Origin of the sequence: Glycomyces sp. TRM65418 (assembly GCF_019710475.1) — a bacterium.
Classification (GTDB): domain Bacteria; phylum Actinomycetota; class Actinomycetes; order Mycobacteriales; family Micromonosporaceae; genus Glycomyces.
In genome coordinates, this window is the sequence record NZ_JAJFAX010000001.1 from 425,994 (window position 1) to 451,974 (window position 25,981).

23 protein-coding genes are annotated in these 25,981 nt (G+C 71.2%); 8 read left to right on the forward strand and 15 right to left on the reverse strand.

The genetic code is table 11. The annotated features are described in order from the left end of the window. Window positions 1-76 precede the first annotated feature (76 nt). The gene (locus K3N28_RS01930; RefSeq protein WP_228090787.1) at window positions 77-1,267 is read left to right on the forward strand and encodes a M20 family metallopeptidase; all 1,191 of its coding nucleotides are present in this window, start codon (window positions 77-79) and stop codon (window positions 1,265-1,267) included. Window positions 1,268-1,361: 94 nt separating this feature from the next. Here the strand turns inward: K3N28_RS01930 and K3N28_RS01935 are convergent, their stop codons facing one another. The 4 genes from K3N28_RS01935 to K3N28_RS01950 all read right to left on the reverse strand — a co-directional run bounded on the left by K3N28_RS01935 (window position 1,362) and on the right by K3N28_RS01950 (window position 5,072). Next, window positions 1,362-2,213: a virginiamycin B lyase gene (locus tag K3N28_RS01935; RefSeq protein WP_228090788.1), complete on the reverse strand. Its 852-nt coding sequence runs from the start codon at window positions 2,211-2,213 to the stop codon at window positions 1,362-1,364. Continuing rightward, entirely contained in the window at window positions 2,213-2,878 is a 666-nt protein-coding gene (locus K3N28_RS23410) for a CatB-related O-acetyltransferase (RefSeq protein WP_228090789.1), read from the reverse strand. Before K3N28_RS23410 ends, K3N28_RS01935 begins: the two co-directional genes overlap by 1 nt. A gap of 252 nt (window positions 2,879-3,130) precedes the next feature. Continuing rightward, a complete protein-coding gene (locus K3N28_RS01945) occupies window positions 3,131-4,522 on the reverse strand; it encodes a GntP family permease (RefSeq protein ID WP_228090790.1) in 1,392 nt (463 codons plus the stop codon). Between the two features lie 34 nt (window positions 4,523-4,556). Beyond that, window positions 4,557-5,072: a gluconokinase gene (locus tag K3N28_RS01950; protein ID WP_228090791.1), complete on the reverse strand. Its 516-nt coding sequence runs from the start codon at window positions 5,070-5,072 to the stop codon at window positions 4,557-4,559. Between the two features lie 92 nt (window positions 5,073-5,164). Here K3N28_RS01950 and K3N28_RS01955 point away from each other — a divergent pair, with 92 nt between their 5' ends. Together K3N28_RS01955 and K3N28_RS01960 are read left to right on the forward strand one after the other, a co-directional pair. After that, entirely contained in the window at window positions 5,165-5,872 is a 708-nt protein-coding gene (locus tag K3N28_RS01955; protein WP_228090792.1) for a FadR/GntR family transcriptional regulator, read from the forward strand. Between the two features lie 379 nt (window positions 5,873-6,251). Then, window positions 6,252-7,292 (forward strand): hypothetical protein, encoded by a 1,041-nt coding sequence (locus K3N28_RS01960; protein WP_228090793.1) that lies wholly within the window; start codon window positions 6,252-6,254, stop codon window positions 7,290-7,292. 251 nt (window positions 7,293-7,543) lie between these two features. Here K3N28_RS01960 and aceB read toward each other — a convergent pair whose 3' ends face one another. Next, window positions 7,544-9,160, reverse strand: a complete 1,617-nt coding sequence (gene aceB, locus K3N28_RS01965; RefSeq protein WP_228090794.1) for a malate synthase A — start codon at window positions 9,158-9,160, stop codon at window positions 7,544-7,546. 67 nt (window positions 9,161-9,227) lie between these two features. Then, entirely contained in the window at window positions 9,228-10,547 is a 1,320-nt protein-coding gene (aceA, locus tag K3N28_RS01970; RefSeq protein WP_228090795.1) for an isocitrate lyase, read from the reverse strand. A gap of 129 nt (window positions 10,548-10,676) precedes the next feature. On the opposite strand from aceA, the gene K3N28_RS01975 reads away from it, so the two are divergent. Beyond that, the gene (locus K3N28_RS01975; protein WP_228090796.1) at window positions 10,677-12,305 is read left to right on the forward strand and encodes a helix-turn-helix transcriptional regulator; all 1,629 of its coding nucleotides are present in this window, start codon (window positions 10,677-10,679) and stop codon (window positions 12,303-12,305) included. A gap of 162 nt (window positions 12,306-12,467) precedes the next feature. On the opposite strand, the gene K3N28_RS01980 is transcribed toward K3N28_RS01975, so the two are convergent. Next, complete coding sequence (locus tag K3N28_RS01980) at window positions 12,468-13,739, reverse strand: epoxide hydrolase family protein (protein WP_228090797.1); 1,272 nt, start codon at window positions 13,737-13,739, stop codon at window positions 12,468-12,470. A gap of 62 nt (window positions 13,740-13,801) precedes the next feature. Between K3N28_RS01980 and K3N28_RS01985 the strand changes: the two genes are divergently transcribed. Next, on the forward strand, window positions 13,802-14,809 hold the full coding sequence (locus tag K3N28_RS01985; protein WP_228090798.1) for a YafY family protein: 1,008 nt from the start codon (window positions 13,802-13,804) through the stop codon (window positions 14,807-14,809). A gap of 351 nt (window positions 14,810-15,160) precedes the next feature. Beyond that, window positions 15,161-15,790 (forward strand): hypothetical protein, encoded by a 630-nt coding sequence (locus tag K3N28_RS01990; protein WP_228090799.1) that lies wholly within the window; start codon window positions 15,161-15,163, stop codon window positions 15,788-15,790. 298 nt (window positions 15,791-16,088) lie between these two features. On the opposite strand, the gene K3N28_RS01995 is transcribed toward K3N28_RS01990, so the two are convergent. Beyond that, window positions 16,089-16,832, reverse strand: coding sequence for an SDR family oxidoreductase (locus tag K3N28_RS01995; RefSeq protein ID WP_228090800.1), 744 nt, complete (start codon window positions 16,830-16,832; stop codon window positions 16,089-16,091). 96 nt (window positions 16,833-16,928) lie between these two features. On the opposite strand from K3N28_RS01995, the gene K3N28_RS02000 reads away from it, so the two are divergent. Then, window positions 16,929-17,642 carry a TetR/AcrR family transcriptional regulator gene (locus tag K3N28_RS02000; RefSeq protein WP_228090801.1) on the forward strand — a complete coding sequence of 238 codons (714 nt, stop codon included), beginning with the start codon at window positions 16,929-16,931 and terminating at the stop codon, window positions 17,640-17,642. A 104-nt stretch (window positions 17,643-17,746) separates the two neighbouring features. Here the strand turns inward: K3N28_RS02000 and K3N28_RS02005 are convergent, their stop codons facing one another. The 6 genes from K3N28_RS02005 to K3N28_RS02030 all read right to left on the reverse strand — a co-directional run bounded on the left by K3N28_RS02005 (window position 17,747) and on the right by K3N28_RS02030 (window position 24,306). Beyond that, on the reverse strand, window positions 17,747-18,151 hold the full coding sequence (locus tag K3N28_RS02005) for a VOC family protein (protein WP_228090802.1): 405 nt from the start codon (window positions 18,149-18,151) through the stop codon (window positions 17,747-17,749). A 10-nt stretch (window positions 18,152-18,161) separates the two neighbouring features. Further along, a complete protein-coding gene (locus tag K3N28_RS02010; RefSeq protein WP_228090803.1) occupies window positions 18,162-18,605 on the reverse strand; it encodes a helix-turn-helix transcriptional regulator in 444 nt (147 codons plus the stop codon). A 90-nt stretch (window positions 18,606-18,695) separates the two neighbouring features. Beyond that, window positions 18,696-21,074 (reverse strand): excinuclease ABC subunit UvrA, encoded by a 2,379-nt coding sequence (locus K3N28_RS02015; RefSeq protein WP_228090804.1) that lies wholly within the window; start codon window positions 21,072-21,074, stop codon window positions 18,696-18,698. A 99-nt stretch (window positions 21,075-21,173) separates the two neighbouring features. Further along, window positions 21,174-22,130, reverse strand: coding sequence for an acyl-CoA desaturase (locus K3N28_RS02020; protein WP_228090805.1), 957 nt, complete (start codon window positions 22,128-22,130; stop codon window positions 21,174-21,176). Between the two features lie 200 nt (window positions 22,131-22,330). Further along, window positions 22,331-22,972 (reverse strand): response regulator transcription factor, encoded by a 642-nt coding sequence (locus K3N28_RS02025; protein WP_228090806.1) that lies wholly within the window; start codon window positions 22,970-22,972, stop codon window positions 22,331-22,333. A 56-nt stretch (window positions 22,973-23,028) separates the two neighbouring features. Then, a complete protein-coding gene (locus tag K3N28_RS02030; protein WP_228090807.1) occupies window positions 23,029-24,306 on the reverse strand; it encodes a sensor domain-containing protein in 1,278 nt (425 codons plus the stop codon). 129 nt (window positions 24,307-24,435) lie between these two features. On the opposite strand from K3N28_RS02030, the gene K3N28_RS02035 reads away from it, so the two are divergent. Continuing rightward, window positions 24,436-25,239, forward strand: coding sequence for an SDR family oxidoreductase (locus K3N28_RS02035; protein WP_228090808.1), 804 nt, complete (start codon window positions 24,436-24,438; stop codon window positions 25,237-25,239). 114 nt (window positions 25,240-25,353) lie between these two features. On the opposite strand, the gene K3N28_RS02040 is transcribed toward K3N28_RS02035, so the two are convergent. Beyond that, window positions 25,354-25,803 carry a hypothetical protein gene (locus K3N28_RS02040; RefSeq protein ID WP_228090809.1) on the reverse strand — a complete coding sequence of 150 codons (450 nt, stop codon included), beginning with the start codon at window positions 25,801-25,803 and terminating at the stop codon, window positions 25,354-25,356. Window positions 25,804-25,981: the final 178 nt, after the last annotated feature.

Consider the following 25,981-nt stretch of genomic DNA (forward strand, 5'->3'; position numbering starts at 1 on the left):
GTGGCAGTATTGCGTTCACCAGGCGGGCTGACCGCCCGGCTAGGAGACCAGCACCCAATACGCCCCAGGAGCGCACATGGACTTTCGGGAAGAGGCCGCCGCGATCGCGCCCGAGCTGATCGCACTGCGCCGCCGACTCCACCGGATCCCCGAGATCGGACTCGACCTGCCGAAGACGCAGGCCGCCGTCCTCGCCGCGTTGGCGGGCCTGCCGCTGGAGATCACGCTCGGCCGGACCTCGACCGCCGTCACCGCGGTCCTCCGGGGCGGGAGGCCGGGACCGGCCGTGCTGCTGCGCGGCGACATGGACGCCCTGCCCGTGACCGAGGAGACCGCCGTCGACTACGTCTCCGAGCATGTGGGCACCATGCACGCCTGCGGCCACGATCTGCACACCGCCGGGCTCGTCGGCGCGGCGAAGCTCCTGTCGGCGCATCAGGCCGAGCTGTCCGGCGACGTGGTGTTCATGTTCCAGCCCGGCGAGGAGGGCTTCGACGGCGCGGGGCACATGATCGCCGAGGGCGTGCTGGAGGCCGCGGGCCGCAAGGTCGACGCGGCCTACGGGCTGCACGTCATCTCGGACATGGTGCCGCGCGGGGTGTTCACCACCCGGCCGGGGCCGATGATGGCCGCGTCCTCGGGCCTGTTCGTGAACGTGGTCGGCAAGGGCGGGCACGGCTCGCGCCCGCACACGGCACTGGACCCGATCCCGGTCGCCGCGGAGATCGTCACGGCGCTGCAGAACCTCATCACGCGGCGGTTCTCCGTGTTCGAGCCGATCGTCATCACCGTCGGGACCTTCCACGCCGGGACGCGGCACAACATCATCCCCGACAACGCGCGGTTCGAGGCCACGGTGCGGACCTTCTCCGAGGAGGCGCTCGCGCAGGTGGAGAAGGAGTCGGTGCAGCTCGCCGAGGACATCGCGACCGCGCACGGCCTGTCGGCGGAGGTGCGGTTCGACCGCGAATACCCGGCGACGGTCAACGACGCGGACGAGGCGGCGTTCGTGGAGGCGACGGTGAAGGACCTGTTCGGCGGGGAGCGGTACACGGAGATGCCGAACCCGGTGATGGGTTCGGAGGACTTCTCGCGGGTGCTCCAGGCGGTGCCCGGCAGCTACATGTTCTACGGCGCGACGATCAAGGACGACCCGAACGAGGCGGCGTCGAACCACTCCCCCAGGGCCGCCTTCGACGACGGCGTCCTGGCCGACGGCGCGGCCCTCCTGGCCGAGCTCGCCGTCAGGCGCATGGCCCGCGGATAGCGTTCCGCGCATCGGCGGCGCGTCGCCCGCCCGCCGTGGACGCGACGGCCGGAGGGCGGCCCGCGCCGCGGGCCGCCCCTCGGGTGCTGATGCGCTAACGCGCGATGCGCGCGAGGCGACCGGATTCCAGTGCGGTCCAGACCGTGCCGTCCGGGGCGATCGCCAGGCCGTGGGGTTCGCTGCCGGCCTCCGACAGGTCCCAGCCGCTCACTTCGCCGTCGAGGCTCACGCGCCCGAGGCGGTTGCCGCCCCACTCGGTGAACCAGCAGCCGCCCTCGGCGTCGACCGCCACGGCGTGCGGCTTCGCGCCCTCGCTCAACGCGAAGGCGCTGACCGTGCCGTCCGCGTCGATGCGGCCGATCCGGTCCCCCATGATGTCGGCGAACCAGACGCCGCTCACGCCCGCGGCGATGCCGACCGGCGCGGCCCCGTCCCATTCGAGCGGGATCACCGTGACCGCCCCGTCCGCGTCGACGTGCCCGACCGACGCGGCGGCGTTGAGCGTGAACCACATGCGGCCCCCGGGCGCGGCCGCGATGGCCGACGGGAAGCCGCCCCGGTGCGGGATCGCGAACCGGGTCAGCTCCCCGTCCGGGGCGATCCGCCCGATGTGGTCGGTGGCGGTCTCGGTGAACCACACCGCTCCCGAGCGGTCCGTCGCGATGCCGTACGGCCCCGCGCCTTCCCCGAGCTGGATCGCGGTCAGCTCTCCGTCCGCGCCGATCCGACCGATCCGGTCGGCCTTGTACTCGGTGAACCAGGCCGCGCCGTCCGGTGCGACGGTGACGACCGTCGGCTGCGATCCGGCCTCCAGCCGGTGGTAGACCGGCTCACCGCCGTCCTCCACGTGCCCGACCTGGGCGCCCTCGGCGACGGTGAACCAGGTCGATCCGTCCGCGCCGAAGGCGATGCCGTACGCGCCCTTGGCGACTTCGACGGTTCTCATCAGATGGCGCCTTTCGCTCGCAGGGTGGCGGCCACGGCCGCGATGTCGGCCGGGGTGCCGGACATGATCGTGCGCGCGTGCTCGGTCACGGCCTCGACGGGCCAGTCCCACCACGCGGCGTCGAGCATCCGCGCGGTGTCGGCCTCGTCGAAGCGGCGCTTGACCGGCTTCGCCGGGTTGCCGCCGACGATCGTGTAGGGCTCCACGTCGGCCGTCACGACCGCGCCGGCGGCGACGATCGCGCCGTCGCCGATGCGCACGCCCGGCATCACCAGGGCGTTGTAGCCGATCCAGACGTCGTTGCCGACCACCGTGTCGCCGCGGCTCGGGGCGCCCTGCATCAGATCCGCGGTGCGCTCGGCCCACTCGCCGCCGAAGATGGTGAACGGGAACGTCGAGACGCCGCTCATCAGGTGGTTCGCCCCGGCCATGATGAACCGCGTGCCGGTCGCGATCGCGCAGTACCTGCCGATCACGAGTTTTTCCGGCCCGTAGGCGTAGAGCACGTTCCGGGTCTCGAACTCCTCGGCCGCGTCGGGATCGTCGTAGTAGGTGTACTCGCCGACCTCGATCCTCGGGTCCTTCACGAGCGGCCTGAGGAAGACGACCCGCGGGAAGTCCGGCATGGGGTGCAGCGTGTTCGGATCGGGAATGGCGCTCGTCATCGGTGCCTTTCTGTCGCCGCGGCCGGGGCGGCGATCGTGTCGCTCCGGCCGCGCGATTACTCTGTACAACGTACGATGATAATCGCCGTCGCGGCCGCCGCAAGACTTCGGACGATCCGAACGCCGTGTTTCAGATCACTCTTGGATCGCCGCCTTGCGGTTTCGGCTGCCGAGCGGGCACGGAAAAAGCGGTCGGCGGGACCCCCTTGCGTCCCGCCGACCGCCGCGACGACCGGTTCCCTCAGCCGCCGGTCAGGCGGCACCGGCCAGTGCGAAGGCCAGGCTCGCCAGCGCGAAGCCCATGAGCCCGATGGTGGTCTCCATGACCGTCCAGGTCTTCAGCGTGGTCTTGACGTCCATGCCGAGGAAGCGGCCCACGAGCCAGAACCCGGAGTCGTTCACGTGGCTGGCCATGACCGAGCCCGCCGACATGGCGAGGACGATCGAGGCGAGTTCGACGGCGTTGTAGCCGCCTCCGGCGACGATCGGCTGGACCAGGCCCGCCGCGGTCGTCAGGGCCACGGTCGCCGAACCCTGGGCGACCCGCAGGGCGGTCGCGATGAGGAAGGCGGCCGCGATGACCGGCAGTCCGATGTCCGAGAGCCCGTCGGAGAGCGCCTCGCCGATGCCGCTGGCGCGCAGCACGCCGCCGAACATGCCGCCCGCGCCGGTGATGAGGATGATCGCGCAGACCGGGCCGAGGGCGTTGTTGAGCAGGTCTTCGACCCAGGTGCGGGTGCGCCCGCGGCGCGCGCCGAGCACGTAGCTGGCGACGAAGACGGTGACGAGCAGGGCGATCGGGGTCGCGCCGACCGCGCGGGCCACGTTGAACCAGGTGGCGTCGGCGTCGACCCAGCCGGCCGAGCCGGCGGTGTTGAGCCCGGTGTCGATGAAGATCATCGCGAGCGGCAGGAGCAGCAGCAGGATGACGGTGCGGGCCTTGGGCGGGTCCTCGGGGTCCTCGACCTGCGGGCCGCCGGACAGGACGTCGGGGACGGGCAGCTCGATGCGCTTGCCGACCCAGAGGCCGTACAGGTAGCTGGTGACGTACCAGGTGGGGATGGCGATGAGGAGGCCGAGCGCGACGACGAGGCCGACGTCGGCGCCCAGGAGCGTGCTCGCGGCGACCGGTCCGGGGTGCGGGGGCACGTAGATGTGCATCACGGAGAAGGCGCCGGCGGCGGGCAGCGCGTACTTGAGGACGCCGCCGCCGAGCCGGCGGGCGACCGCGAAGATGATGGGCAGCATGACGACGAGCCCGGCGTCGAAGAAGATCGGGAAACCGAAGATCAGGGACGCGACGCCCAGGGCGAGCGGGGCGCGGTCTTCGCCGAACTTCGCGATGAGCATGTCGGTCAGCGCCTTCGCGCCGCCGGAGACCTCGACGAGGCGGCCGAGCATCGCACCGAGGCCCACCAGGAGGGCGACGTTCGCGAGCGTGGCGCCGAAGCCGCTGGTGAGGGTGGGGATGACGTACTCGGCGGGGATGCCGGTGGCGAAGGCGGTGAGGACCGAGACGGTGATCAGCGCGAGGAAGGCGTGGACGCGCAGCCAGATGATGAGGACGAGCAGGAGCGCCACCGCGCCCGCCGCTATGCCCAGGAGCGGTCCCGCTCCGAGGGTCGGTGTCCAGTCCATTTCCATGGGGGAAAGCTCCTTTGCTTTACGGGGGGCTCGTTCACGCCGGGCGTCGGCGTTCGAGGTCGTCGCAGACCTCGTCGACGATCTCCTCGGGCGTGGCCTCGACGTCGACGGTGATCCCGTCCTCGTCGGGGCCGAGCGGCTGGAGATCGGCGTATTGGGAGTCGAGGAGGCTGGCGGGCATGAAGTGGCCCCTGCGGCCGCCGAGGCGGGCGGCGATGACGTCGCGGGCGCCGGCGAGGTGGACGAAGTGCACGCGGGAGGTCGCGCCGCGCAGGAGGTCGCGGTAGGAGCGCTTCAGCGCCGAGCAGGTGGCCACAGTGGACTGCCCTGCGGCGTCGTGCTCGCTGATCCAGTCGCGCAGCGACAGGAGCCAGGGCTCGCGGTCCACGTCGGTGAGCGGAATGCCCGCCTCCATCTTGGCGATGTTGGCCGGGGAGTGGAACTCGTCGGCCTCGGCCATCGGCCAGCCGAGTCGGGCGGCGAGCATGAGTGCGACGGTGCTCTTGCCCGAGCCCGAGACTCCCATGACCACCAGGCTGGTCGTCGACATGGACCCCTCCTCATCGAAAGGTAGTATCTATTGAACGGAAAGGTAACACCATTTATACGAGCGCGCAAACGCGGCCCGGATAGGATGCCGACATGGGCGACAGGCGCAATCCGACCGCAACGGGGCTCCACGATCCCGTGCTGGACGAGCTCGGCACGGAGATCGCCTCCGGCGAGCTCCCCGCCGGGCACGTGCTCACTCTCGACGGCATCCAGGAGCGCTTCGGCGTCTCCCGCACGGTCGCCCGCGAGACGATGCGCATCCTCGAATCGATGGGCCTGGTCCGCTCGCGTCGCCGCGTGGGCATCACGGTGCGGCCCATCGCGGACTGGAACGTCTTCGACCCCAAGGTGATCTGGTGGCGGCTCGCCGGCCCCGGACGGGGCGCGCAGCTGCGCACCCTCACCGAACTGCGCATCGCGGTCGAACCGCTCGCCGCCGGCGCGGCCGCCCGCGCCGCGACCGTCGCGCAGCGATCGCGCGTCGTCGAACTGGCCGGAACCCTGCGCCGCCTCGGCGAGGCGGGCGAGCTGACCGAGTTCATGGAACGGGACGTGGAGTTCCACGCGCTGCTCCTGCAGGCCAGCGGGAACGAGATGTTCGGCGCGCTGTCCGACGTGGTCGCCGCCGTCCTCCGCGGCCGCACGCAACTGGGCCTCATGCCCCACAAGCCGGTCCCCCAGGCCCTGGACCTCCACGAAGCGGTCGCCCACGCGGTGGCGGCCGGCAGATCCGCCGACGCCGAGCACTCGATGCGGGAACTCCTGGTCGAGGTCCGCAGCGCCATGCTCCCGGGCTGAACCCGGCACCGCACCGCGCGAGCCGGGCGCCGCCCGGCTCTTCACACGACCCCAGCCGCCGCGACGCTGCGTGGCGGCTTCACTCGTGCCCATCGCCACATCCCGGCGCAGGCAACTCCCAATAGCGCATCACGCGTCACATACCCAGAAAGGCAGACTCGACACCCGCTCGGCAGCACCACATCACATGCCACATATCCCCCTGCGGCACAACGCTCCGCAACCGCTGCCCGCGGCCCTGCCCGGCCGGACCGTATTTAGGCGACGACACGGCGTTTCTCCCGGTCTGAGCAGTGAACCACGGGCTGTAACCGAATAGCATGTGCCACAACACCACCACGGTTCACAAGACCGCGACACACCGCAGATCGGACCAGCCATGCCCGAGTTCGCACCAGTGCGCCTGCCGCACTACGACGGCCGGGCTTCCGGCCCCCACTCGCTCCTCGCCGACGTCGCCGCCTGGACCGGATCCCCGCCCATGCGCCGACTCCTCGACCAGTTCGGCGGCGCGCTCCCCGGCGCCGGCACCGCCGAAGACCTCGCCTACCTGGAGGCCTTCTCGGCCGACCACTGGGACTTCCGCGCCGGCCGCGAACGCCACGAGACCGCGCCCCAGCCGCTCGACCCCGAACAGGAGCACGCCGTCACCGAGGCCGCGCTGGCGCTGGGTCTCGGCGCCCAGGCCGAGCCGCGCCGACGGCACTACACCCACGTCCTGGTCCTCGGCGGCCTCGTCGCCTCCTGCCTGTTCCGCACGCGGTTCGCCGCCGAACTGCTCGCGAACGGCGTCGAAGCCGACAACGTGACCGGCGTCGGGGGCTTCCGCCCCTTGGACGCACCGGATCGCGAATCGGCCGCGCTGAGCGGGATCGCGTGCGGCGACTTCGAGGTCGACGCGATCGAGGCGAGCCTCAAGCGCGCCTTCGGGATCGAGGGCGAGCCGCATGTGGACCGAGGCGGGGACCCGCGCCTGGAGCCGAGCCGGGCCTGGAAGGTCGCGACGTTCGCGGACGGACCGGTCGCGGTCCGGGCGGTGGCGGCGCCGTCCTCGCAACCCGACCGCCGCCGGGCCGACACCGTGGACACCTGCCGCTTCTGGGCCGACCGGGTCGCCGACCTCTCCCCCGGCGACAGCGTCCTGGTCGTGACCTCCGCGCCCTACACGGTGTTCCAGCACTGCGACGCGATCACCCACATGGGACTGCCCTACGGGTGCGCGGTGGACACCGTCGCCGTCGACCCCGCCCAGCTCCCCGAACCCCACTTCCGCAAGGAGCACACCGCGAGCGGCTACCTCCAGGAGGTCCGCTCGGCGATCCGCTCGATGCAGCGCCTCTACGGCCTCGCCTACGCCGCCGCCCAGGCCCCGACGTCGCGGTCCCGTCCGCACCGCACCAGGTCGGCGGCATTCCGCTAGCGGCGGGTGACCTCTCACCGACGCTCAGTAGGGTCAATGTAGACGAACGGTCGCGCTCCGTGGTGCGCGTCGTCGCGGTGATCGTCCAGCGGCGGGCGAAGGCCTGTACCTCGTTGCCGATATATCTCTATTACATCACCGCAGGGCGCGTCTCGCCTCGGCCCGCGCGCGGCGACGGCCGACCCCGAGCGCCAGCGAGCGGGGTCGGCCGCGCAGGTTCCGCGGGCGCGGTCGTGCCGGGCCCGGTTCGGCTAGACGAGGAACCTGGTGTAGGCCGGCAGGGTCAGGAAGGTCGGGTAGTCCTCCCCCAGGGCGCATTCGGTGAAGACGGCGAGCGCGTCGTCGAAGCGGTCGCCTTCGAAACGCTGCATCTTGGCGAACTCGTCTTTCAGCAGCTCCTCGACCCACGGCCGCGTCACGGTGCGCCCCTCGTCCGTCTTGGCCTCGGCGTTGATCCACTGCCAGATCTGCGAGCGCGAGATCTCGGCGGTCGCGGCGTCCTCCATGAGGTTGTTGATCGCCGCCGCGCCGATGCCGCGCAGCCACGACTCGATGTACCGCACGCCGACTTCGAGGTTCTTGCGGATGCCGCCCTCGGTGATCGCTCCGGGTGTCGAGGCGACGTCGAGCAGGGCCGCCGCGTCCGGGACGACGTCCTCGCGCTGCTTGTCGATCTGGTTCGGGAGCCCGCCCAGCGTCTCGTCGAAGACCGCCATGGCGACCGGCACGAGGTCCGGGTGGGCCACCCAGGAGCCGTCGAAGCCGTCGTCGGCCTCGCGGCTCTTGTCGGCCCGGACCTTCTCCAGGGCGACGGCGTTCGCCTCGGCGTCCTTGCGGCTCGGGATGAACGCGGCCATGCCGCCGATGGCGGAGGCGCTGCGCCGGTGGCAGGTGCGCACCAGCAGTTCGGTGTAGGCGCGCATGAACGGCGCGGTCATGGTCACCTGGTCGCGGTCGGGCAGGACGAAGCGGGGTCCCCGCTGACGGAAGTTCTTGATGACCGAGAAGATGTAGTCCCAGCGGCCGGCGTTGAGGCCCGACGAGTGGCGCCGCAGCTCGTAGAGGATCTCCTCCATCTCGAACGCGGCGGTGATGGTCTCGATGAGGACCGTCGCCCGGATGGTCCCCTGCGGGACGCCGAGGAGGTCCTGAGCCATGACGAAGACGTCGTTCCACAGGCGCGCTTCGAGATGCGATTCCAGCTTGGGCAGGTAGAAGTAGGGGCCGCGGCCGAGTTCGATGAGCCGGTGCGCGTTGTGGAAGAAGTACAGCCCGAAGTCGACGAGGGACCCGGCGACGGGCACGCCGTCGACCCGCACGTGCAGTTCGGCGAGATGCCAGCCGCGGGGGCGGACGATGATCGTCGGCAGGTCGGTGAGGGTCTCGCCCTTGAGGCGGTACTCCTTGCCCTGCTCGCTGGTGAAGTCGATGCGCCGCTCGATGGCGTCGCGCAGGTTCGCCTGCGAGTCGATGACGTTGTGCCAGTTGGGGGTGGAGGAGTCCTCCAGGTCGGCCATCCAGCATTTCGCGCCCGAGTTGAGGGCGTTGATCGTCATCTTCCGGTCGCAGGGGCCGGTGATCTCGACGCGCCGGTCCTCCAGGCCCGGCGCGAGCGTGGCGACGCTCCAGGAGAAGTCCTCGCGCACGTCGGCGGTCTCGGGCAGGAAGCGGGGATCGCAGCCGTTGGCGATCTTGACGCGCCGCTCCTGCCGGCGCTGGAGGATCTCCTGGCGACGGGGCGCGAAGGCCCGGTGGAGGGCGGCGACGAAGGCCAGCGCGTCAGGGGTGAGGATCTCGTCCTGGCGGGCGACCTCGGGCCCGTTGATCGCTATCCCTGAGTCGGTGCGGGTCTCGGTTGTGGTGACCACGTGGGTACTCCTAAGGTGGCGGGCGGAGCCGCGCGGGGCTCCGCCGCGGCGGACAGGCGTCGCAGGGCTAGTGGAATTGTCCCGCCTCGGTGGACCCGGTGAGAGCGAGAGTTTCGCTATCCGGGTTCAGGGCGGCGGTGACGCGGTCGAAGTAGCCGGTGCCGACCTCGCGCTGGTGCTTGGTGGCGGTGTACCCCCGCTCCTCGGCGCTGAACTCGCGTTCCTGCAGGTCCACGTAGGCGCTCATGCCTTCGCGGGCGTAGCCGTAGGCGAGGTCGAACATCGAGTGGTTGAGGGCGTGGAACCCGGCGAGGGTGATGAACTGGAAGGTGAAGCCCATCGAGCCGAGTTCGCGCTGGAACTTGGCGATCGTGTCGTCGTCGAGGTGGCGCTTCCAGTTGAAGGACGGCGAGCAGTTGTAGGCGAGCATCTGCTCGGGGTGCTCGGCCTTGACCGCTTCGGCGAACGTGCGGGCGGCCTCGAGGTCCGGTGTGCCGGTCTCCATCCACAGCAGGTCGGCGTAGGGCGCGTAGGCGTTGGCGCGGGCGATGCACGCCTCGATGCCGTTGCGGACGCGGTAGTAGCCCTCGGGCGTGCGGTCGCCGGTGAGGAACCGGCGGTCGCGTTCGTCGACGTCGGCGGTCAGCAGCGTGGCGGCCTCGGCGTCGGTGCGGGCGATGATGACCGTGGGGACGCCTTCGACGTCGGCGGCCAGGCGCGCCGCGTTCAGCGTCCGCACGTGCTGCGAGGTGGGAATGAGCACCTTGCCGCCCAGGTGGCCGCATTTCTTCTCGGAGGCGAGCTGGTCCTCCCAGTGGACCCCGGCCGCGCCGGCGCCGATCATGGCCTTCATGAGCTCGAAGGCGTTGAGCGGGCCGCCGAAGCCGGCTTCGGCGTCGGCGACGATGGGCACGAGCCAGTCCTCGACGGTCTGGATCCCTTCGGCGGCCTCGATCTGGTCGGCGCGCAGGAGGGCGTTGTTGATGCGGCGCACCACCTGCGGGACCGAGTTCGCCGGGTAGAGCGACTGGTCGGGGTAGGTCTGCGCGGCGAGGTTGGCGTCGGCGGCGACCTGCCAGCCGGAGAGGTAGATGGCCTTGAGGCCGGCCTTGACCTGCTCGACGGCCTGGCCGCCGGTCATCGCGCCGAGCGCGTGGGTGTACCCGCCGGTGGCGGCGTCCTCGGTGAGCCGGGTCCAGAGGCGCTCGGCGCCGCGGCGGGCGAGGGTGTGCTCTTCGGTGACGCGACCGCGCAGACGCACCACGTCGGCGGCGGTGTAGTCGCGGGCCGTGTGGGCCCACCGCGGGTCGGACGCCCACTCGTGGGCGAGCCGTTCCGCGGCGGGGCCGCTGTCGTTCGCTTGTCGTTCGCGGTTGGTGTCGGACATCGTCGGCTCCGAGCGTCGGGGCCGCCAGGGCGGCCGTTACTTGCAGGTAACAGCAATTTTTCACCGGATGCCGGGCCTACGGAGGAGTTCGGACTGGAAAGATCGTCAATTCTTCGCAATACTGGGGAAATGACGAACCTACCGGTGGACCGTGCCGACGCAGGCGTGCCCCCCGCCCAGAGCAGGGGGAATGGCAGCGGTAACCAACGGGTGCCCGCGCCGTCGAAGCGCGCGGTCTCCCCTTCGAAGAACGGCGAATCCGCCGATCACGGCGCTGCGCACCGCCCTTGGGGCGCGGCCGAGGCGGCCGAGCTCGCGGCCGACGACGTCACCGTGGACCTCATCAGCCTGGGCAAGCAGATCCGGCACCTGCGCAAGCAGCAGGAGATGAGCCTGGACGACCTGGGGGCGGCCGTGGGCGCGGCGGCCTCGCAGCTGTCGCTCATCGAGAACGGCAAGAAGGAGCCGAAGCTGTCGATGCTGCGGGCCCTGGCCCGCGCGCTCGGCGTCTCCTCGGACGAGCTGCTGGGGGCCGAGCCGCCGAACCGCCGCGTCGCGCTGGAGATCGCCCTCGAGCGCGCGCAGCGCAGCGCCCAGTACCAGGCGCTCGGGCTGCCGAGCGTGAAGCCGTCCGGGCGCGTCCCCACCGAGATCCTCGAAGCGCTCGTGGGCCTGCACCAGGAGGTCGAGCGCCAGGTCAACCTGCACGCGGCCACGCCCGAGGAGGCCCGGCGCGCGAACACCGAGCTGCGGCGTCGGATGCGGGACAAGGACAACTACTTCGGGGACATCGAGGCCGAGGCGCGGACGCTGCTGCGCAACGTCGACTACACGAGCGGGCCGCTGTCGCAGCACCAGATCGCGGACCTGGCCGCGCACCTGCGGTTCACGCTGCACCACGTGGACGACCTGCCGCACTCCACGCGCTCGGTCACCGACCTCAAGCACCGCCGGATCTACCTGACGCAGGTGGGGACCGGCTCGCACGACCCGCGCACGGTGCTGCTCCAGGCGCTCGCGAGCCACGTGCTCCAGCACGAGGTGCCGCGCACGTACCTGGAGTTCCTGGGGCAGCGGGTGGCGACGAACTACCTGGCGGCGGCGCTGCTCATCCCGGAGTCGAGCGCGGTGGCGTACCTGCGGCAGGCGATGGCGGGCAAGGAGATCGCGGTGGAGGACCTGCGGGACAACTTCGCGGTGTCCTATGAGGCCGCCGCGCACCGGTTCACGAACCTGGCGACGCACCACCTGGGGATCAGGACGCACTTCCAGAAGGTCCACAAGTCCGGGATCATCTTCAAGGCGTACGAGAACGACGACGTGGCGTTCCCTGCCGACCCGACGGGCGCGATCGAGGGGCAGCCGATCTGCCGGTACTGGACGAGCCGGCAGGTCTTCGACGTGCCGGACAAGTTCAACGCGTTCAACCAGTACACGGACACGGGGACGGGCACGTACTGGTGCACGGCCAGGACCGAGCGGAGCGCGGACGGGCTGTTCTCGCTGTCGATCGGCGTCCCGTACGAGTCGGCGAAGTGGTTCCGGGGCAAGGAGACCCGGGCGCGGTCGGTGTCGCGCTGCCCGGACCCGGACTGCTGCAGGAACCCGCCGAGGGAGCTGTCGGAGACGTGGGCGGGCCAGGTCTGGCCGACCGCGAGGGCGACGAGCTCCCAACTGGCCGCGATGCCGCTGGGCTCCTTCCCGGGCGTGGACGAGACCGAGGTCTACCAGTTCCTGGAGCGCCACTCGAAGCGCTGACGCGTCGACCCGCGGGCATGACGGGCCCCGCAGACCGCGGACGGCGCTTCGCGCAAGGCCGAACTCGTCTCGCTCGAACTCCCTGGAGCCGGGGCAGGGGCCCTGGACCGGGCCGCGGTCGCAGTCGCAGCCGTCGATCGCGGCCCGGCGCCAGGTCCCCGTTCACTGCAGCTCGGCGAAGAACGCCCGCACGTCGTCCGCGAACGCCTCGGGCCGCTCGGCCGCGAAGAAATGGCCGCCGCGCTCGTGCTCGGTCCACCGCACCACGTTGTGGTCGCGCTCGGCCCACGGCCGGATCGCCACATCGTGGCGCGACCTGAGCACCGCGGTCGGCACCGTGCCGCACCCCGGCCCCCGGCCGCCGGGCTCGCCGCCGCCCCAGCCGCCCGACTCGGCCCCGGCCTCCTCGCCGTCCCGGTCCCGAGCGGCGGTGCCCGCGGCCGCCGCGTCCCACTCGGCGCCGGCGTCCTCACCGCCCCACTCCTCGCTCCAGCCGCTCGCGGTCACGAACTCGTAGTAGTACTGCGCCGCCGAACCCGCCGTGCCCGTGAACCAGTACAGGCTCACGAACGCGAGCATCCGGTCCGGGTCGAACGCGGACTCGCCCTCGGGAGCGTCCGTCCAGGCCGCGAACTTCTCGGCCATCCACGCCAGCTGCCCGACCGGCGAATCGTGGAGCGCATACGCGAGGGTCTGCGGGCTCTTCCCCTGGATCTGCAGGTAGCCGTCGTTGAACGCCTGCATCGCCTTCCAGCGCGCCCGGTCGCCCTCGTCCAGCTCCTCCATCTCGCCTTCGGCTCCCACCGGGAACGTGAGCAGCGCGTTCGTGTGCACGCCGATCACCCGCTCCGGCTCCTGCTTGCCCATCTCGGGCGCCACCCATCCCCCGATGTCGCCGCCCTGCACCCCGTACCGCTCGTATCCGAGCCGGGTCATCAGCGCCCCGAACGCCTTCGCGATGCGTTCGGCGTTCCAGCCCGGACCGCTCAGCGGCGTCGAGAACCCGAACCCGGGCAGCGACGGGATCACCACGTGGAAGGCCTGCGCCGGGTCGCCGCCGTGGGCCCGCGGGTCGCTCAGCGGCCCGGCCGCCTCCAGGAAGTCCGCGAAGCTGGACGGCCATCCGTGGACGAGCATCAGCGGCACCGCGTCGGGCTCCGGCGACCGGACGTGCGCGAAGTGGATGGTCTGGCCGTCGATCTCGGTCGTGTACTGCGGGAAACGGTTCATCTGGGCTTCCTGGGCGCGCCAGTCGAAGCCCTCGCGCCAGTGATCGGCGAGGCCGCGCAGGTACTCGACGGGGACGCCCCGGCTCCAGCCGGCGCCGGGGACCTCGGGGGCCCACCGGGTGCGGTCGAGGCGCTCGGCGAGGTCGTCGAGCACGGCCTGCGGGACGTCGATGCGGAAGGGTCGAATCTCGTTCTCGTGTGCCATGTCCCCCAAGCTAGGAGCCGTTGCGGCCGACTACCGTCCTATACGGCTGCGAGAATCGGGGCATGTCGGCGACCTCGGCGCGGCTGCTGCGCCTGCTGTCCTTGCTCCAGACTCCGCGCGAGTGGAGCGGCTCCGAGCTGGCCGAACGCCTGGAGGTCAGCCGGCGCACGGTCCGGCGCGACGTCGACCGGCTCCGCGGGCTCGGCTACCCGGTCCACGCCACCCGCGGCGGCGCGGGCGGCTACCGGCTCGCCGCGGGCGCGAAGCTGCCGCCGCTGCTCCTCGACGACGAGGAGGCCGTCGCGGTCGCGGTCTCGCTGCGCAGCGCCGCTCTCGGCACCGTTGCGGGCCTGCAGGACACGGCCCGCCGGGCCCTGTCCAAACTGGAGCAGGTGCTGCCGCCGCGGCTGCGCGGCCCCGTCCGGGCCATCGAGGCCGCCACCGTCACCATCCCCGACCGGGACACGCCCACGGTCACGCCCGCGGCGCTCGCGGCGCTGGCGACCGCCTGCCGCGACCGCCAGTCGCTGCGCTTCGACTACACCGCGCACGACGGCACCGGCTCCTACCGGCGCACCGAGCCGCTCCGACTCGTCTCGTGGGGCGAGCGCTGGTACCTCGTCGCATTCGACCTCGACCGCGACGACTGGCGCACGTTCCGCGTCGACCGCATCGAGCCCCGTGGGCCCACGGGCCCGCCGTTCGCCGCCCGCGAGGCGCCCGCGGGTGATCTCACCGCCTCCCTCACGCGGCAGTTCGGGGCGATGTGGCCGGTGCGCGCCGTGTTCCGGGTCCACGCCCCGGCCGAGCGGATCGCCCCGGGGATCGCTCCTGCGGACGGCGTGGTCGAGGCGGTGGACGACGCGACCTGCCTGGTCACCCTCGGCGGCTCCGACCCGTTGGTCGTGACCTCGTTCCTGTGCATGTTCGGCGTCGACTTCACCCTCGTCGAGGGCGAGGAGGCGGCCGCGGCGCTGCGCGACCTGCGCGACCGCTGCGATCGGGCCCTCATGGACGGCCCGACCGGCGATCCCGCCGGCGGCGGGCCGAATGCCCCGATCACTCCGTGACTCCGACGTTCGTCCTCATCCACGGCTCCGACGCCGACTCCTCCACCCGGGCCCCGCTCCAGCGCGAGTCCGCCCCGCCGGGGCGCCGCTGGCTCGCGGTGGACCTGCCGGGCCACGGGTTCGACGCCGCCGTCCCGTCCGCGTACCGGGTCCCGGACGCGGATTCACCGCCCGAGGCGCATGGCACATCGTGTGCCAACTTCTGGTCGATGCGACGCCGCAAAGGCCTCCGAATCGGCTTTAGGTCTCCATAGGACACTGCCGCACCCGGCCGAGGAGCGGCGTGTACCTCCGGGTCGCATCGGCCGCTCCCATACTGAGGCGGTACCGCACCTTTCTCAAGGAGTGTCCATGCGCCTCATCGTCCAACGACTCGTGCTCGCGGTCGCGTTCGCCGTCGCCGCGCTCATGTTCATCCCGGCGCCCGCCCAAGCGGGCGGCCGCTGGATCGAGATCTGCACCTACATCGAACTCACCGACGACGTCTTCGTCATCGACGACTGCCACATGGTGTACCTGCCGATCCCGGAGCCCAGCGACCCCTGGCCGCCCGACTGCTGGAACTGCATCCTGGCCTTCGACATCTGGGACGACAAGATCGACCCGGGCCTCGTGTTCGAGTTCAACCAGTACTTCAACAAGGGCTTCGGCCTGCTCGCGGAATCGCGCCTCACCGAGGACCCGAAGCTCGCCGACCAGATGCGCAAGTCGTCCGTGGAGTACTTCCTGGCCGCCGCGAAGGCGCTCGGGCAGTACACGGTCGCGCTCGACGCCGTCGGCTGGGCGAATCCGGACACCGGCGAGATCCACCATGACTCCGGCACGCAGCCGCTCCTCGAGACGTTCGGCAAGGAGCTCGCCGCCGGGACCACGCTCTTCCAGGGGGCGCTGTGGGAGCAGCAGCCCGGTGCGTCCGTCGACGCGGCCCTCGCGCACTACGACGCGGCTCTCGACGCCCTCGACAAGACCGCGGTGGGCTGAGGCGGATTCGCTCGCGACAGCGGGCGCCGCTGCGATTCCTCTTCCGGCGCTTCATCGGGGGCAGGGCGAGCGCAGCGGCGGGAACGGGGCCGGGAGCCGCACGGCTCCCGGCCCCGGCTGCGGCAGGCTCGCCAGACCGCCTCGGCTGCGGCCCGCCGGCCGACGGCACCGCTTCGGGCCGGGCCGATCGCGATCGGCCCGGCCCGAAGCGCCCCCCTCGTCCCCCCGTCGGCGGGCCGGTTCGCCATTCCCACGGCGCCGCGCACCCGCCGAGGTGGACTGATGCCGGTGGGCCGGGTCAGCGGCCGGCGAGCGCGGCGAAGACCTTGTCGTAGGTGCCGTCGGCCTCGGCGAAGCGCATCGGCTTGACGCGGTCGACCAGGATCTGCGCCGCGTCGGGTTGCGATTCGAGCAGGCGCATGGTCTCGTCGACGTACTCGTCGAGCGGCATCGCGCGGTCGTTGTTCGTCGCCTCGCCGTTCAGGTCGGTGCGGACGAGCGGCGGAGCGATCTCGATGACCTGGACCGAGGTGTCGCGCAGCTGCTCGCGCAGGGCCTCGGTGTAGGCGTGCACCGCGGCCTTGGTGGCGCTGTAGGTCGGCGCGCCGGCCAGCGGCACATAGGCGAGGCCCGAGGTCACGGTCAAGATCGCCGCGTCGGGCTGCCGGGTCAGGAACGGGGCGAAGGCGTGGACGAGGCGGATCGGGCCGAGCACGTTGGTCGCGACCGTGCGCTCGGCGATGTCGAGCGAGTCGCGGTCGAGCACCTGCTCGAACCGCATGATGCCCGCCACGGCGATCACCGCGTTGAGCTGCGGGTGCTCGGCGGTGACCGTTTCGAAGAGCCGGCGGATCGAGGACTCGTCGGTGACGTCGAGCAGTTCGCCCTCGATGCCGTGCTCGGCGGCGATCTCGTCGAGGAGGCGGCGTCGCCGGCCGGCGACGATCACCTTGTTCCCGGCTTCGTGGAGGCGGCGGGCGAGTGCGAGGCCGATGCCGGAGGTGCCTCCGGCGATGAGGATGGTGTTGCCAGTGGTCTTCATTGCGGTGCTCCCGAAGATCGTTGTTATCACCGATAACAATACACCGTTTTCAACGTTATGCAACCATGGTTAGCAGAGAACTGTTATCGTTGATCCGTGAACGAACGGGAGACCACCAGGCGGAGGATCGTCGACGCCGCGGCGACACTGCTGGAAGAGCACGGCATCGACATGGTGACCACCCGGGCCGTCAGCGCCGCCGCGGGCGTCCAGCCGCCGACGATCTACCGGCTCTTCACCGACATGAGCGGCCTGCTGGAGGCCGTGGCGTCGCAGGGGTTCGACGACTACCTGGGGCGCAAGCACGCCGTGGCCCTGACCGACGACCCCGTCGAGGACCTGCGCAGCGGGTGGGACGTGCACGTCCAGTTCGGGCTCGAGAATCCGGCCCTCTACCTGCTCATGTACGGGCAGCGCACCCCGGGCCGCCACGCCGCCGCCGTGGAGCGGGCCGCCGAGCGGCTGCACCTGCTCGTCAGACGCGTCGCCGAGGCCGGAAGGCTCAAGGTCGCCGTCGAGACCGGCGCGGCGATGATCCACGCCGCCGGTTCGGGCCTCATGCTCAGTCTCATCGCGACGGACCCCGAAGACCGCGACCCCGACCTCTCACCGCGGCTGCGGGAGGCGATGATCGCCTCCATCACCGGCGAGGCGCGAGCGGAAGCACGGGACTGCGCCCAGCGCGCCGCCGGGTTGAAGGCGGTGCTCGACGAGGCGCCCGGGCTCCTCTCCCCCGGGGAGCGCGCCCTCCTCGGCGAGCTCCTGGACCGACTCGCGGACGCGCCGAGCGGGAGCGGACCGGAGACGTGATCGCCGTGCGAGGGCCGGCGGCGGGCGGCGTCCTGCCGCCGTAGGGAGGGTCGACGAGCGACGCGCCCGGCCGGGGTTCCGGCCGGGCGCGCTGTTCGAGTCGTCTACTGCTGCTTGATGCGGAGCATGTTGCCCGCCGGGTCGCGGAAGGCGCAGTCGCGGACGCCGTAGGGCTGGTCGGTCGGTTCCTGGACGACCTCGGCGCTCTCCTGGAGCTTCGCGAACACGCCGTCGAGGTCCGGCGTCGACAGGTTGATGCCGGCGTAGGTGCCCTTGGCCATCATCTCGGTGATGACGGTCCGCTCCTCGTCGGTGACGGCCGGATCCGCGGCGGGCGGGTGCAGGACGATGGAGACGTCGGGCTGGCCGACCGGGCCGACGGTGATCCAGCGCATCCCGTCGTAGCCGACGTCGCCCCGGACCTCGAAGCCGAGGAGGTCCCGGTAGAAGGCGAGCGCGGCGTCGGGGTCGTCGTGCGGCAGATATGCCTGGTAGATGTTGATGTCCATGCCGGCAACCCTATTGCTCGCCCGCGGCCGGTGCTTCTCGATTCCTGATCGGTCGGCTGATCCGCTTGGCCACGCACGCCGGGAGGCCCTCGGTGGCGTCGGCGGCCCGCTGCTTGTAGACGCTCGGCGGCATCCCCACCAGCTCGGTGAACCGGGTGCTGAACGTCCCGAGCGAGGACGAGCCGACCGCGAAGCACACCTCGGTCACGCTCATCTCCCCCATGCGCAGCAGCGCCATCGCGCGTTCGATGCGCCGGGTCATCAGGTACGAGTACACCGATTCGCCGTACGCCGCCTTGAACTCGCGGCTGAGGTGCCCGGCCGACATGTGGACGCCGCGGGCGAGCGCCTCGACGTTGAGCGGCCGGGTGTACTCGCGGTCGATGCGGTCGCGGACGCGGCGCAGGACCGCGAGGTCGCGCCTGCGCTGTTCGGGACTCGGTCGGCTGGTCACGTCGACATCATCGCACTCCGGGCCGACGCCGGCCGTGCAGCGGACCGCCCGCGGCGACGCGCGGGCGGTCCGTGAGGCGGTTCGTCCGGGTCAGGCGCCGACGTAGGCGGCGAGGTGCTCGCCCGTGAGCGTCTCGGGGTTCGCGACGAGGTCGGCCGGGGTGCCCTCGAAGACGACCTTGCCGCCGTCGTGGCCCGCGCCGGGGCCGAGGTCGATGATCCAGTCCGCGTGGGCCATGACCGCCTGGTGGTGCTCGATGACGACGACCGACTTCCCGGCGTCCACGAGCCGGTCGAGCAGGGCGAGCAGGTGCTCGACGTCGGCGAGGTGAAGGCCGGTGGTCGGCTCGTCGAGGAGGTACACGCCGCCGTCGTCGCCCATGTGGGTCGCGAGTTTGAGGCGCTGGCGTTCGCCGCCGGAGAGGGTGGTGAGCGGCTGGCCGAGCTTGAGGTAGCCGAGGCCGACGTCGTCGAGCCGGGACAGGATCGCGTGCGCGGCCGGGATGCGCGCCTCGCCGTCGCCGAAGAACGCCTCGGCCTCGGCCACGGACATCTCGAACACCTCGCTGATGTCGCGCCCGCCGAGCTTGTACTCGAGCACCGACGCCTCGAACCGCTTGCCCTCGCAGTCCTCGCAGGGCGTGGACACCGTCTCCATGAAGCCCAGCTCGGTGTAGATGACGCCGTTGCCGTTGCAGGTCGGGCAGGCGCCCTCGGAGTTGGCGGAGAACAGGGCGGGCTTCACGCCGTTGGCCTTCGCGAACGCCTTGCGGATCGGCTCCAGGAGCCCGGTGTAGGTCGCCGGGTTGCTGCGCCGCGAGCCCTTGATGGCGCTCTGGTCGACCGTCACGACGTCGTCGCGTTTGGACAGCGAGCCGTGGACGAGGGAGCTCTTGCCCGAGCCGGCGACGCCGGTGACCACGCAGAGCGTCCCGAGCGGGATGTCGACGTCGACGTTCTGGAGGTTGTGGGTGTTCGCGCCGCGGATCTCCAGGGCGCCGGTCGGCGTGCGCACGTCCGACTTGAGTTTCGCCCGGTCGTCCAGGTGGCGGCCGGTGACCGTGCCGCTGGCCCGCAGGCCGTCCAGGTCGCCCTCGAAGCAGACGGTGCCGCCGGCGGTGCCCGCGCCGGGGCCGATGTCGATCACGTGGTCGGCGATCGCGATCGTCTCGGGCTTGTGCTCGACCACGAGCACGGTGTTCCCCTTGTCGCGCAACCGCAGCAGCAGGTCGTTCATCCGCTGGATGTCGTGCGGGTGGAGGCCGACCGTGGGCTCGTCGAAGACGTAGGTGACGTCGGTCAGGGCCGAGCCGAGCGCGCGGATCATCTTGATGCGCTGGGCCTCGCCGCCCGAGAGCGTGCCCGAGGGGCGGTCGAGCGAGAGGTAGCCGAGGCCGATCTCCACGAAGGAGTCGAGGAGCGCCTGGAGCCCGGCGAGCAGCGGGGCCACCGACGGCTCCTCGATGGTGCGGAGCCACTCGGCCAGGTCGGTGATCTGCATGGCGCAGACCTCGGCGATGTCGCGGCCATTGATCTTCGAGGACCGGGCTTCTTCGCTGAGCCGGGTGCCGTCGCAGTCGGGGCAGGTGCCGTAGGTGACCGCCCGGTCGACGAAGGCGCGGACGTGCGGCTGCATCGCCTCCCGGTCCTTGGTCAGGAACGACTTCTGGATCCGGGGCACCAGGCCTTCGTAGGTCATGTTGGTGCCGCCGATCTTGACCTTGGTGGCCTCGCGGTGCAGGAAGTCGTCGAGTTCCTTCTTCGTGTACTCGCTGATCGGCTTGTCCGGGTCGAAGAAGCCCGACTCGGTGTAGAACCGCACCGACCATCCGTCGGCCTTGTAGCCGGGGACGGTGATGGCGCCTTCGTTGAGGGACTTGCTCGCGTCGTACAGCTGGCTCAGGTCGATGTCCTTGACCTGGCCGGTGCCTTCGCAGCGGGCGCACATGCCGCCGTGGTAGACGGCCTTGCGGACGACCTGCTTCTCGCCCCTGCCCTTCTCGGAGGTCAGGACGCCGCTGGCGATCCGCTTCGGGACGTTGAACGAGTAGGCGGTCGGCGGCCCGATCTGCGGCTCGGCGAGGCGGCTGAACAGGACCCGCAGCATGGCGTTGGCGTCGGTGGCGGTGCCGACGGTGGAGCGGGGGTTCGCGCCGAGGCGCTCCTGGTCGACGATGATCGCGGTCGTCAGGCCTTCGAGGAGGTCCACGTCGGGGCGCGCCAGGTTGGGCATGAAGCCCTGCAGGAAGGCGCTGTAGGTCTCGTTGATCATCCGCTGGGACTCGGAGGCGATCGTCTCGAACACCAGGGAGCTCTTGCCCGAGCCGGAGACGCCGGTGAACACGGTCAGCCGGCGCTTGGGGATCTCGACGCTGACGTCCTTGAGGTTGTTGACGCGCGCGCCGTGCACGCGGATCAGTTCATGGCTGTCGGCGTCGTGCGGCGGGGTCGTCTTCAGGGCTCTGCTCATGGAGGCAACTGTAGAGCTCGGCCCCGACACGCACTTCTCGAATCCTGATCGGTCGAGACGCGCATGCCGGGGCCTGCGACGACGTCGGTGCGTCGGTCGTTATTCGGCGGTGAGTCGTGCGAGGCGCTCGGGCGTGGGCCATTTGGCGTCGGTGACCCAGCCGGCCTGCTCCATCAACCAGATGATCCGCGCCGAGGTGTCGATCTGCCCCCGCTTGACCCCGTGCCGGGCACTGGTCGGGTCGGCGTGGTGGGAGTTGTGCCACGACTCGCCGCCCGAGATGAGGGCCAGGGGCCAGAAGTTCGCGGCCTTGTCCCGGCTCTTGAACGGGCGCTCCCCGATCATGTGGCAGATCGAGTTCGTCGACCACGTCGCGTGGTGCAACGCCGAGACCCGCACCAGGCTGGCCCAGAAGAACGCGGTGAGCGCGCCCTGCCACGACATCGTGATGAGCCCGCCCAGGAGCGCCGGGAGGAGGAACGTCGCCACCGTCCACACCCAGAACAGCCGGTCGATCTTGACCAGGTCGCGGTCCTTGAGCAGGTCGGGCGCGAACCGCTCCTCGTTGGTGGTGTTGCGGGCCTGGAACATCCAGCCCATGTGCGCGTGCCAGAAGCCCTTGCTCAACGCCCAGGCGGAGGTGCCGAACAGCCACGGCGAATGCGGGTCGCCCTCCTTGTCGGAGAACGCGTGGTGGCGGCGGTGGTCGGCCACCCAGGTGATCAGCGGCCCCTGCACCGACATCGACCCCAGGATCGCCAAAGCGATCTTCACCGGCCGGTTCGGCTTGAAGGAGCTGTGCGTGAACAACCGGTGGAACCCGATCGTCACCCCGTGCAGGGTCAGCACGTAGAACCCGACGGCGATCGCGACATCGGTCCAGGACAGCAGCCCGGTCGTCCACGCGAACGGCACCGCCGCCGCCAACGCCGCCATCGGCACCAGCAGGAAGAGGTAGACGAGGGATTGCCGTCCGGCGTCGCGAACGTCGCCGTGGATGGGTTTGGGACCGGCGGGCGCCTTCCCTGCGGGCAGGGTCTGCGTGATGGTGGCCATCGCACGTCCTCGCTTTCGATTCGTCCGACGGTTCAATCGTCGTCCGGCGCGGTCGCCGATGCAGTGGGGCGGATCAGTGCATTTCGCACCATTGACGCCCCTCGTCACAGGGGACCTACCCCTACCCTCGAACGACCCGTCCGGTGCGCGGGCGCGCCGAGCGTGCCGAACCGGCGTGCGGGGACGAAGGGGCCTGCCGGTCAGTTGCCTTCGAGGTAGGCGAGGACGGCGAGGACGCGGCGGTTGTCGTCCTCGGACTGGCCGAGGCCGAGCTTGCGGAACACGTTCGCGGAGTGCTTGCCGACGGCCTTCTCGGTGATGAACAGGCTCGCGGCGATGGCGGCGTTGGTGCGGCCCTCGGCCATGAGGCCCAGGACCTCGAGTTCGCGCGGGGTGAGCGCGTCGAGCCGGTTCTGCTGCCTGCCGAGCAGGCGGGCGACCACTTCGGGGTCCATGGCGGTGCCGCCGGCGGCGACGCGGCGGAGGGCCTCGATGAACTCGGTGATGTTGGAGACGCGGTCTTTGAGGAGGTAGCCCACGCCGCCGCGGCGGTCGCCGAGGAGTTCGCGGGCGTAGAGCTGCTCGACGTACTGCGAGAGCACCAGGATCGGCAGGGCCGGGATGTGGCGGCGGGCCTCGATGGCGGCGCGCAGGCCCTCGTCGGTGAACGTCGGCGGGAGGCGGATGTCGACCACGGCGACGTCGGGTCGGTGCTTGAGCAGGGCGGCGGCCAGCGAGGGCCCGTTGTCGACGGCCTCCACGACGGTGAAGTCGTGGGCCTCGAGCATGCGGGTGAGCCCGTCGCGCAGCAGCGAGTGGTCTTCGGCGAGGACGACGTCCATGATGCTCCTCAGGCTCCGTTTCGGCGGCGGCCGGCTCAGTCCGGCCGCGGCTCGATTCAATTATCGGCGCCGCGGACGTCGACCACCACGGCGGGCATCGTCATCGTGACGGTGGTGGGTCCGCCCGGCGGGCTGTCGACCTCCACGGTGCCGTCGAACGCGGCGAGGCGGCGGCGCACGCCGTCGAGTCCGCCGCCGGGCGCGAAGGTCGCCCCGCCGACGCCGTCGTCGCGCACCTCGATGACCACCTTCTGGCCGAAGCGGCCCACGACGACCTGCACCTGCCCGGCCTCGGCGTGCTTGGTGATGTTCGTGAGGACCTCGTTGGTGGCGAAGTAGGCCGCGGCCTCCAGCGGCGCGGGCAGCTTGTCCGCGAGCCGGTCGACGACGGAGACCGGCAGCGGGTGGTCGAGCGCCATCGCCTGCAGCGCTCCGGTGAAGCCCCGGTCCGCGAGCACGGGCGGGTGGATGCCGCGCACGAGCTGGCGGATCTCCTCCAGCGCGTCGGAGCAGGCCTGGCGGGCCTCGCCCACGAGGGCGGCGGCCTGGTCGGGCCGGCCGTGCTGCAGCAGCTCCTCGGCCATGCCGAGGGTGAGGCTGAGGGCGGCGATGCGGGCCTGCGCGCCGTCGTGGAGGTCGCGTTCTATGCGGCGCAGCTCGGCGGCGGCGTGGTCGGCGGTCTGGTCGCGGGCCTGCCGCAGCTCCGAGACGCGCGCGGTGAGCAGGGCCTTCGACGTCGGTCCGAGCAGGAGCACGCCGAGATGCGAGTACCAGCGCAGGAAGAGTTCGCCCCAGCGCCACCACGCGACCCCGCACGCGAGCGCGAGCGGCACGAGCATGAGCGTCTTGGCGGGCGTGTCGAAGTCGTAGAAGCCGAAGTCGTTGACGAACGGGCTCTGCGCGGAGCGGAAGACCGTGACGAGCAGGACCGGCTGCACGAGGTAGTAGACGGCGACGCTGAAGACGCCGAGATAGAGCAGGTTCACGAGGAACCCGAGGGTCGCGTCGATCGCGAGCCACGCGAAGTCGCGCCAGGTGGCGGCCTCGCGGATGAGCCACAGGGCCTGCTGGTCGATCCGGCCCTTCGCGCGGGGCCGGTACGGGGCCGGGATGGTGATGCCGAGCTGCTCGCCGATGATGCGCCGCTGGGTGTTGGCCCAGAAGCGGATGGCGAGGAGGACGGCGACGGCGACGGGGATGCCGATCCAGAAGATGACGAACACGCCGGTGACGATCGCGGCGGCCAGGAGGGCTCCCGCGACGAGTGTGAGGCTGAATCGCAGGACCGACCAGCCCGGAAGGGCCAGTCGCCGCGTGATGGGATTGGCCGGCATCGACATGATGCGCTGAAGCCTACCCTCCGGGTCGCGAGGATCGATGCCGCTGCCTGCGGTGTCACGGCGTGCCGTGCTCCGGTGACTAGGCTGAGGGCCTGTCTTTCCTTACGCGTGAGAGGAACCGGTATGGGCGAGGGGACGTGGGCGCTGGTCACGGGCGCTTCGGGGGGCATCGGGGAGGCCTTCGCCCGGCAGCTGGCGGCCCGCGGCCACGGCGTGGTCCTCGTGGCCAGGTCGGAGCGGAAGCTCACCGCGCTGGCGGCGGAGCTGCACGAGCGGCACGGGGTCGACACGATGGTCCTCACGCAGGATCTGGCGAAGCCGGGGGCGGCCGAGCAGATCGCGGACGCGGTGTCGGTGGCCGGGATCCGGATCGAGACGCTGGTGAACAACGCCGGGATCGGCACGTTCGGCCGGGACGCGGAGATCCCCGCCGACTACAACCGCGACGTGGCGATGGTGAACGTCGTGGCGGTGGCGGACCTGGTGCAGCGGTTCCTGCCCGGCATGGTCGAACGCGGCCGGGGCGCGGTGGTGAACGTGGCGTCGATGGCGGGCTTCCAGGCGCAGCCGTACATGGCGCTGTACGCGGCGACGAAGGCGTTCGTCGTGAACTACAGCCTCGGCCTGTGGGTGGAGACCAAGGACACGGGCGTGAAGGTGCTGGCGGTGTGCCCGGGGCCGGTCGACACGGACTTCCCGATCGCGAACGGCATCAAGTACGACGAGCGCCGCCTGGGGTGGCTGCTGGCGGACCCCGAGAAGGTCGTCCGGCAGGCGCTGCGGGCCCTCGACCGCGACAGGGGCTATGTGGTGCCGGACTGGCGGAACTGGCCCGAGGCGCATCTGCTCCCCCGCCGGCCGCGGCGGCTCGTGGCCCGGCTCATCGGCCTGGTGCTCCGGCGGTTCGCGGACTATCAGCGGGGGTGACCGCGCCTTCGCGGCTCGGCGTTCGACGAGCCGTCCGGCGGGGCGCCCCGGTCTCGGAGACCGGGGCGCCCCTCACTCGATCGGCGGGCCGGGCGGGGCCGAGTCGATCGGGCCTTATGCCTTGATCGACGGGCTGTACTCGTGCCACTTGTAGGTGCCGCTCTGCGAGGCCCAGATGTGGACTCGGAACGTCGCGCCCTCGGCGACGTTGCGGTCGCAGACCGTCCTGCCCCCGGAGGAGTTGCCGGTGCTGGTGTCGTCGAAGCAGACGCCGCCGTGGTTCTTCCAGTACTGGTACCCGGCGGGGTCCCAGGTGAGCACCTGGAGCTGCGCGCGGGTGCCCCAGCCGTCCGCGCGGAAGTCCTCGACCACGAGGTTCTCCCCGTAGCTCCGGGTTTCGGCGACACCGCCGTTGTTGACGTGGGCGGGGTTCTTCCACCACGCCCAGGTGTGGTTCGGCTCGGCGGCGTGGGCGGCGCTGGGGGCCAGCCCCACGGCCACCAGGATGCCCGCCGCGAGGGCGATGAGGGCGTGCCTGACGTTCTTGCGCGAACGGATTCGCATGGACTCTCCAGTCTCTGCTTGTCGCAGTCGTAACGGATGCGGGGATCGTCATCCCTCTATACGCGGCGACAGCGTGGGAGCGTTGCACCGAACTGAAGATTTTCTTCAGAAATCTATCGACTGATGCCAAGGAATCACCAAACGCTCCGCGCCTGGAGCAGGCCGGGCCCCCGGCCGC

Bases quoted from the DNA above. Each gene is read 5' to 3' on its own strand.
- K3N28_RS01960 (WP_228090793.1), top strand. From the start codon at position 6,252: ATGCCCGAGTTCGCACCAGTGCGCCTGCCGCACTACGACGGCCGGGCT.
- K3N28_RS01995 (WP_228090800.1), bottom strand. From the start codon at position 16,832: ATGAAGACCACTGGCAACACCATCCTCATCGCCGGAGGCACCTCCGGC.
- K3N28_RS01975 (WP_228090796.1), top strand. From the start codon at position 10,677: ATGACGAACCTACCGGTGGACCGTGCCGACGCAGGCGTGCCCCCCGCC.
- K3N28_RS01990 (WP_228090799.1), top strand. From the start codon at position 15,161: ATGCGCCTCATCGTCCAACGACTCGTGCTCGCGGTCGCGTTCGCCGTC.
- K3N28_RS01985 (WP_228090798.1), top strand. From the start codon at position 13,802: ATGTCGGCGACCTCGGCGCGGCTGCTGCGCCTGCTGTCCTTGCTCCAG.
- K3N28_RS01955 (WP_228090792.1), top strand. From the start codon at position 5,165: ATGGGCGACAGGCGCAATCCGACCGCAACGGGGCTCCACGATCCCGTG.
- K3N28_RS02020 (WP_228090805.1), bottom strand. From the start codon at position 22,130: ATGGCCACCATCACGCAGACCCTGCCCGCAGGGAAGGCGCCCGCCGGT.
- K3N28_RS02040 (WP_228090809.1), bottom strand. From the start codon at position 25,803: ATGCGAATCCGTTCGCGCAAGAACGTCAGGCACGCCCTCATCGCCCTC.
- K3N28_RS01945 (WP_228090790.1), bottom strand. From the start codon at position 4,522: ATGGAAATGGACTGGACACCGACCCTCGGAGCGGGACCGCTCCTGGGC.
- K3N28_RS02015 (WP_228090804.1), bottom strand. From the start codon at position 21,074: ATGAGCAGAGCCCTGAAGACGACCCCGCCGCACGACGCCGACAGCCAT.
- K3N28_RS02030 (WP_228090807.1), bottom strand. From the start codon at position 24,306: ATGCCGGCCAATCCCATCACGCGGCGACTGGCCCTTCCGGGCTGGTCG.
- aceA (WP_228090795.1), bottom strand. From the start codon at position 10,547: ATGTCCGACACCAACCGCGAACGACAAGCGAACGACAGCGGCCCCGCC.
- K3N28_RS02005 (WP_228090802.1), bottom strand. From the start codon at position 18,151: ATGGACATCAACATCTACCAGGCATATCTGCCGCACGACGACCCCGAC.
- K3N28_RS01935 (WP_228090788.1), bottom strand. From the start codon at position 2,213: ATGAGAACCGTCGAAGTCGCCAAGGGCGCGTACGGCATCGCCTTCGGC.
- K3N28_RS23410 (WP_228090789.1), bottom strand. From the start codon at position 2,878: ATGACGAGCGCCATTCCCGATCCGAACACGCTGCACCCCATGCCGGAC.
- K3N28_RS01980 (WP_228090797.1), bottom strand. From the start codon at position 13,739: ATGGCACACGAGAACGAGATTCGACCCTTCCGCATCGACGTCCCGCAG.
- K3N28_RS01950 (WP_228090791.1), bottom strand. From the start codon at position 5,072: ATGTCGACGACCAGCCTGGTGGTCATGGGAGTCTCGGGCTCGGGCAAG.
- K3N28_RS01930 (WP_228090787.1), top strand. From the start codon at position 77: ATGGACTTTCGGGAAGAGGCCGCCGCGATCGCGCCCGAGCTGATCGCA.
- K3N28_RS02025 (WP_228090806.1), bottom strand. From the start codon at position 22,972: ATGGACGTCGTCCTCGCCGAAGACCACTCGCTGCTGCGCGACGGGCTC.
- K3N28_RS02035 (WP_228090808.1), top strand. From the start codon at position 24,436: ATGGGCGAGGGGACGTGGGCGCTGGTCACGGGCGCTTCGGGGGGCATC.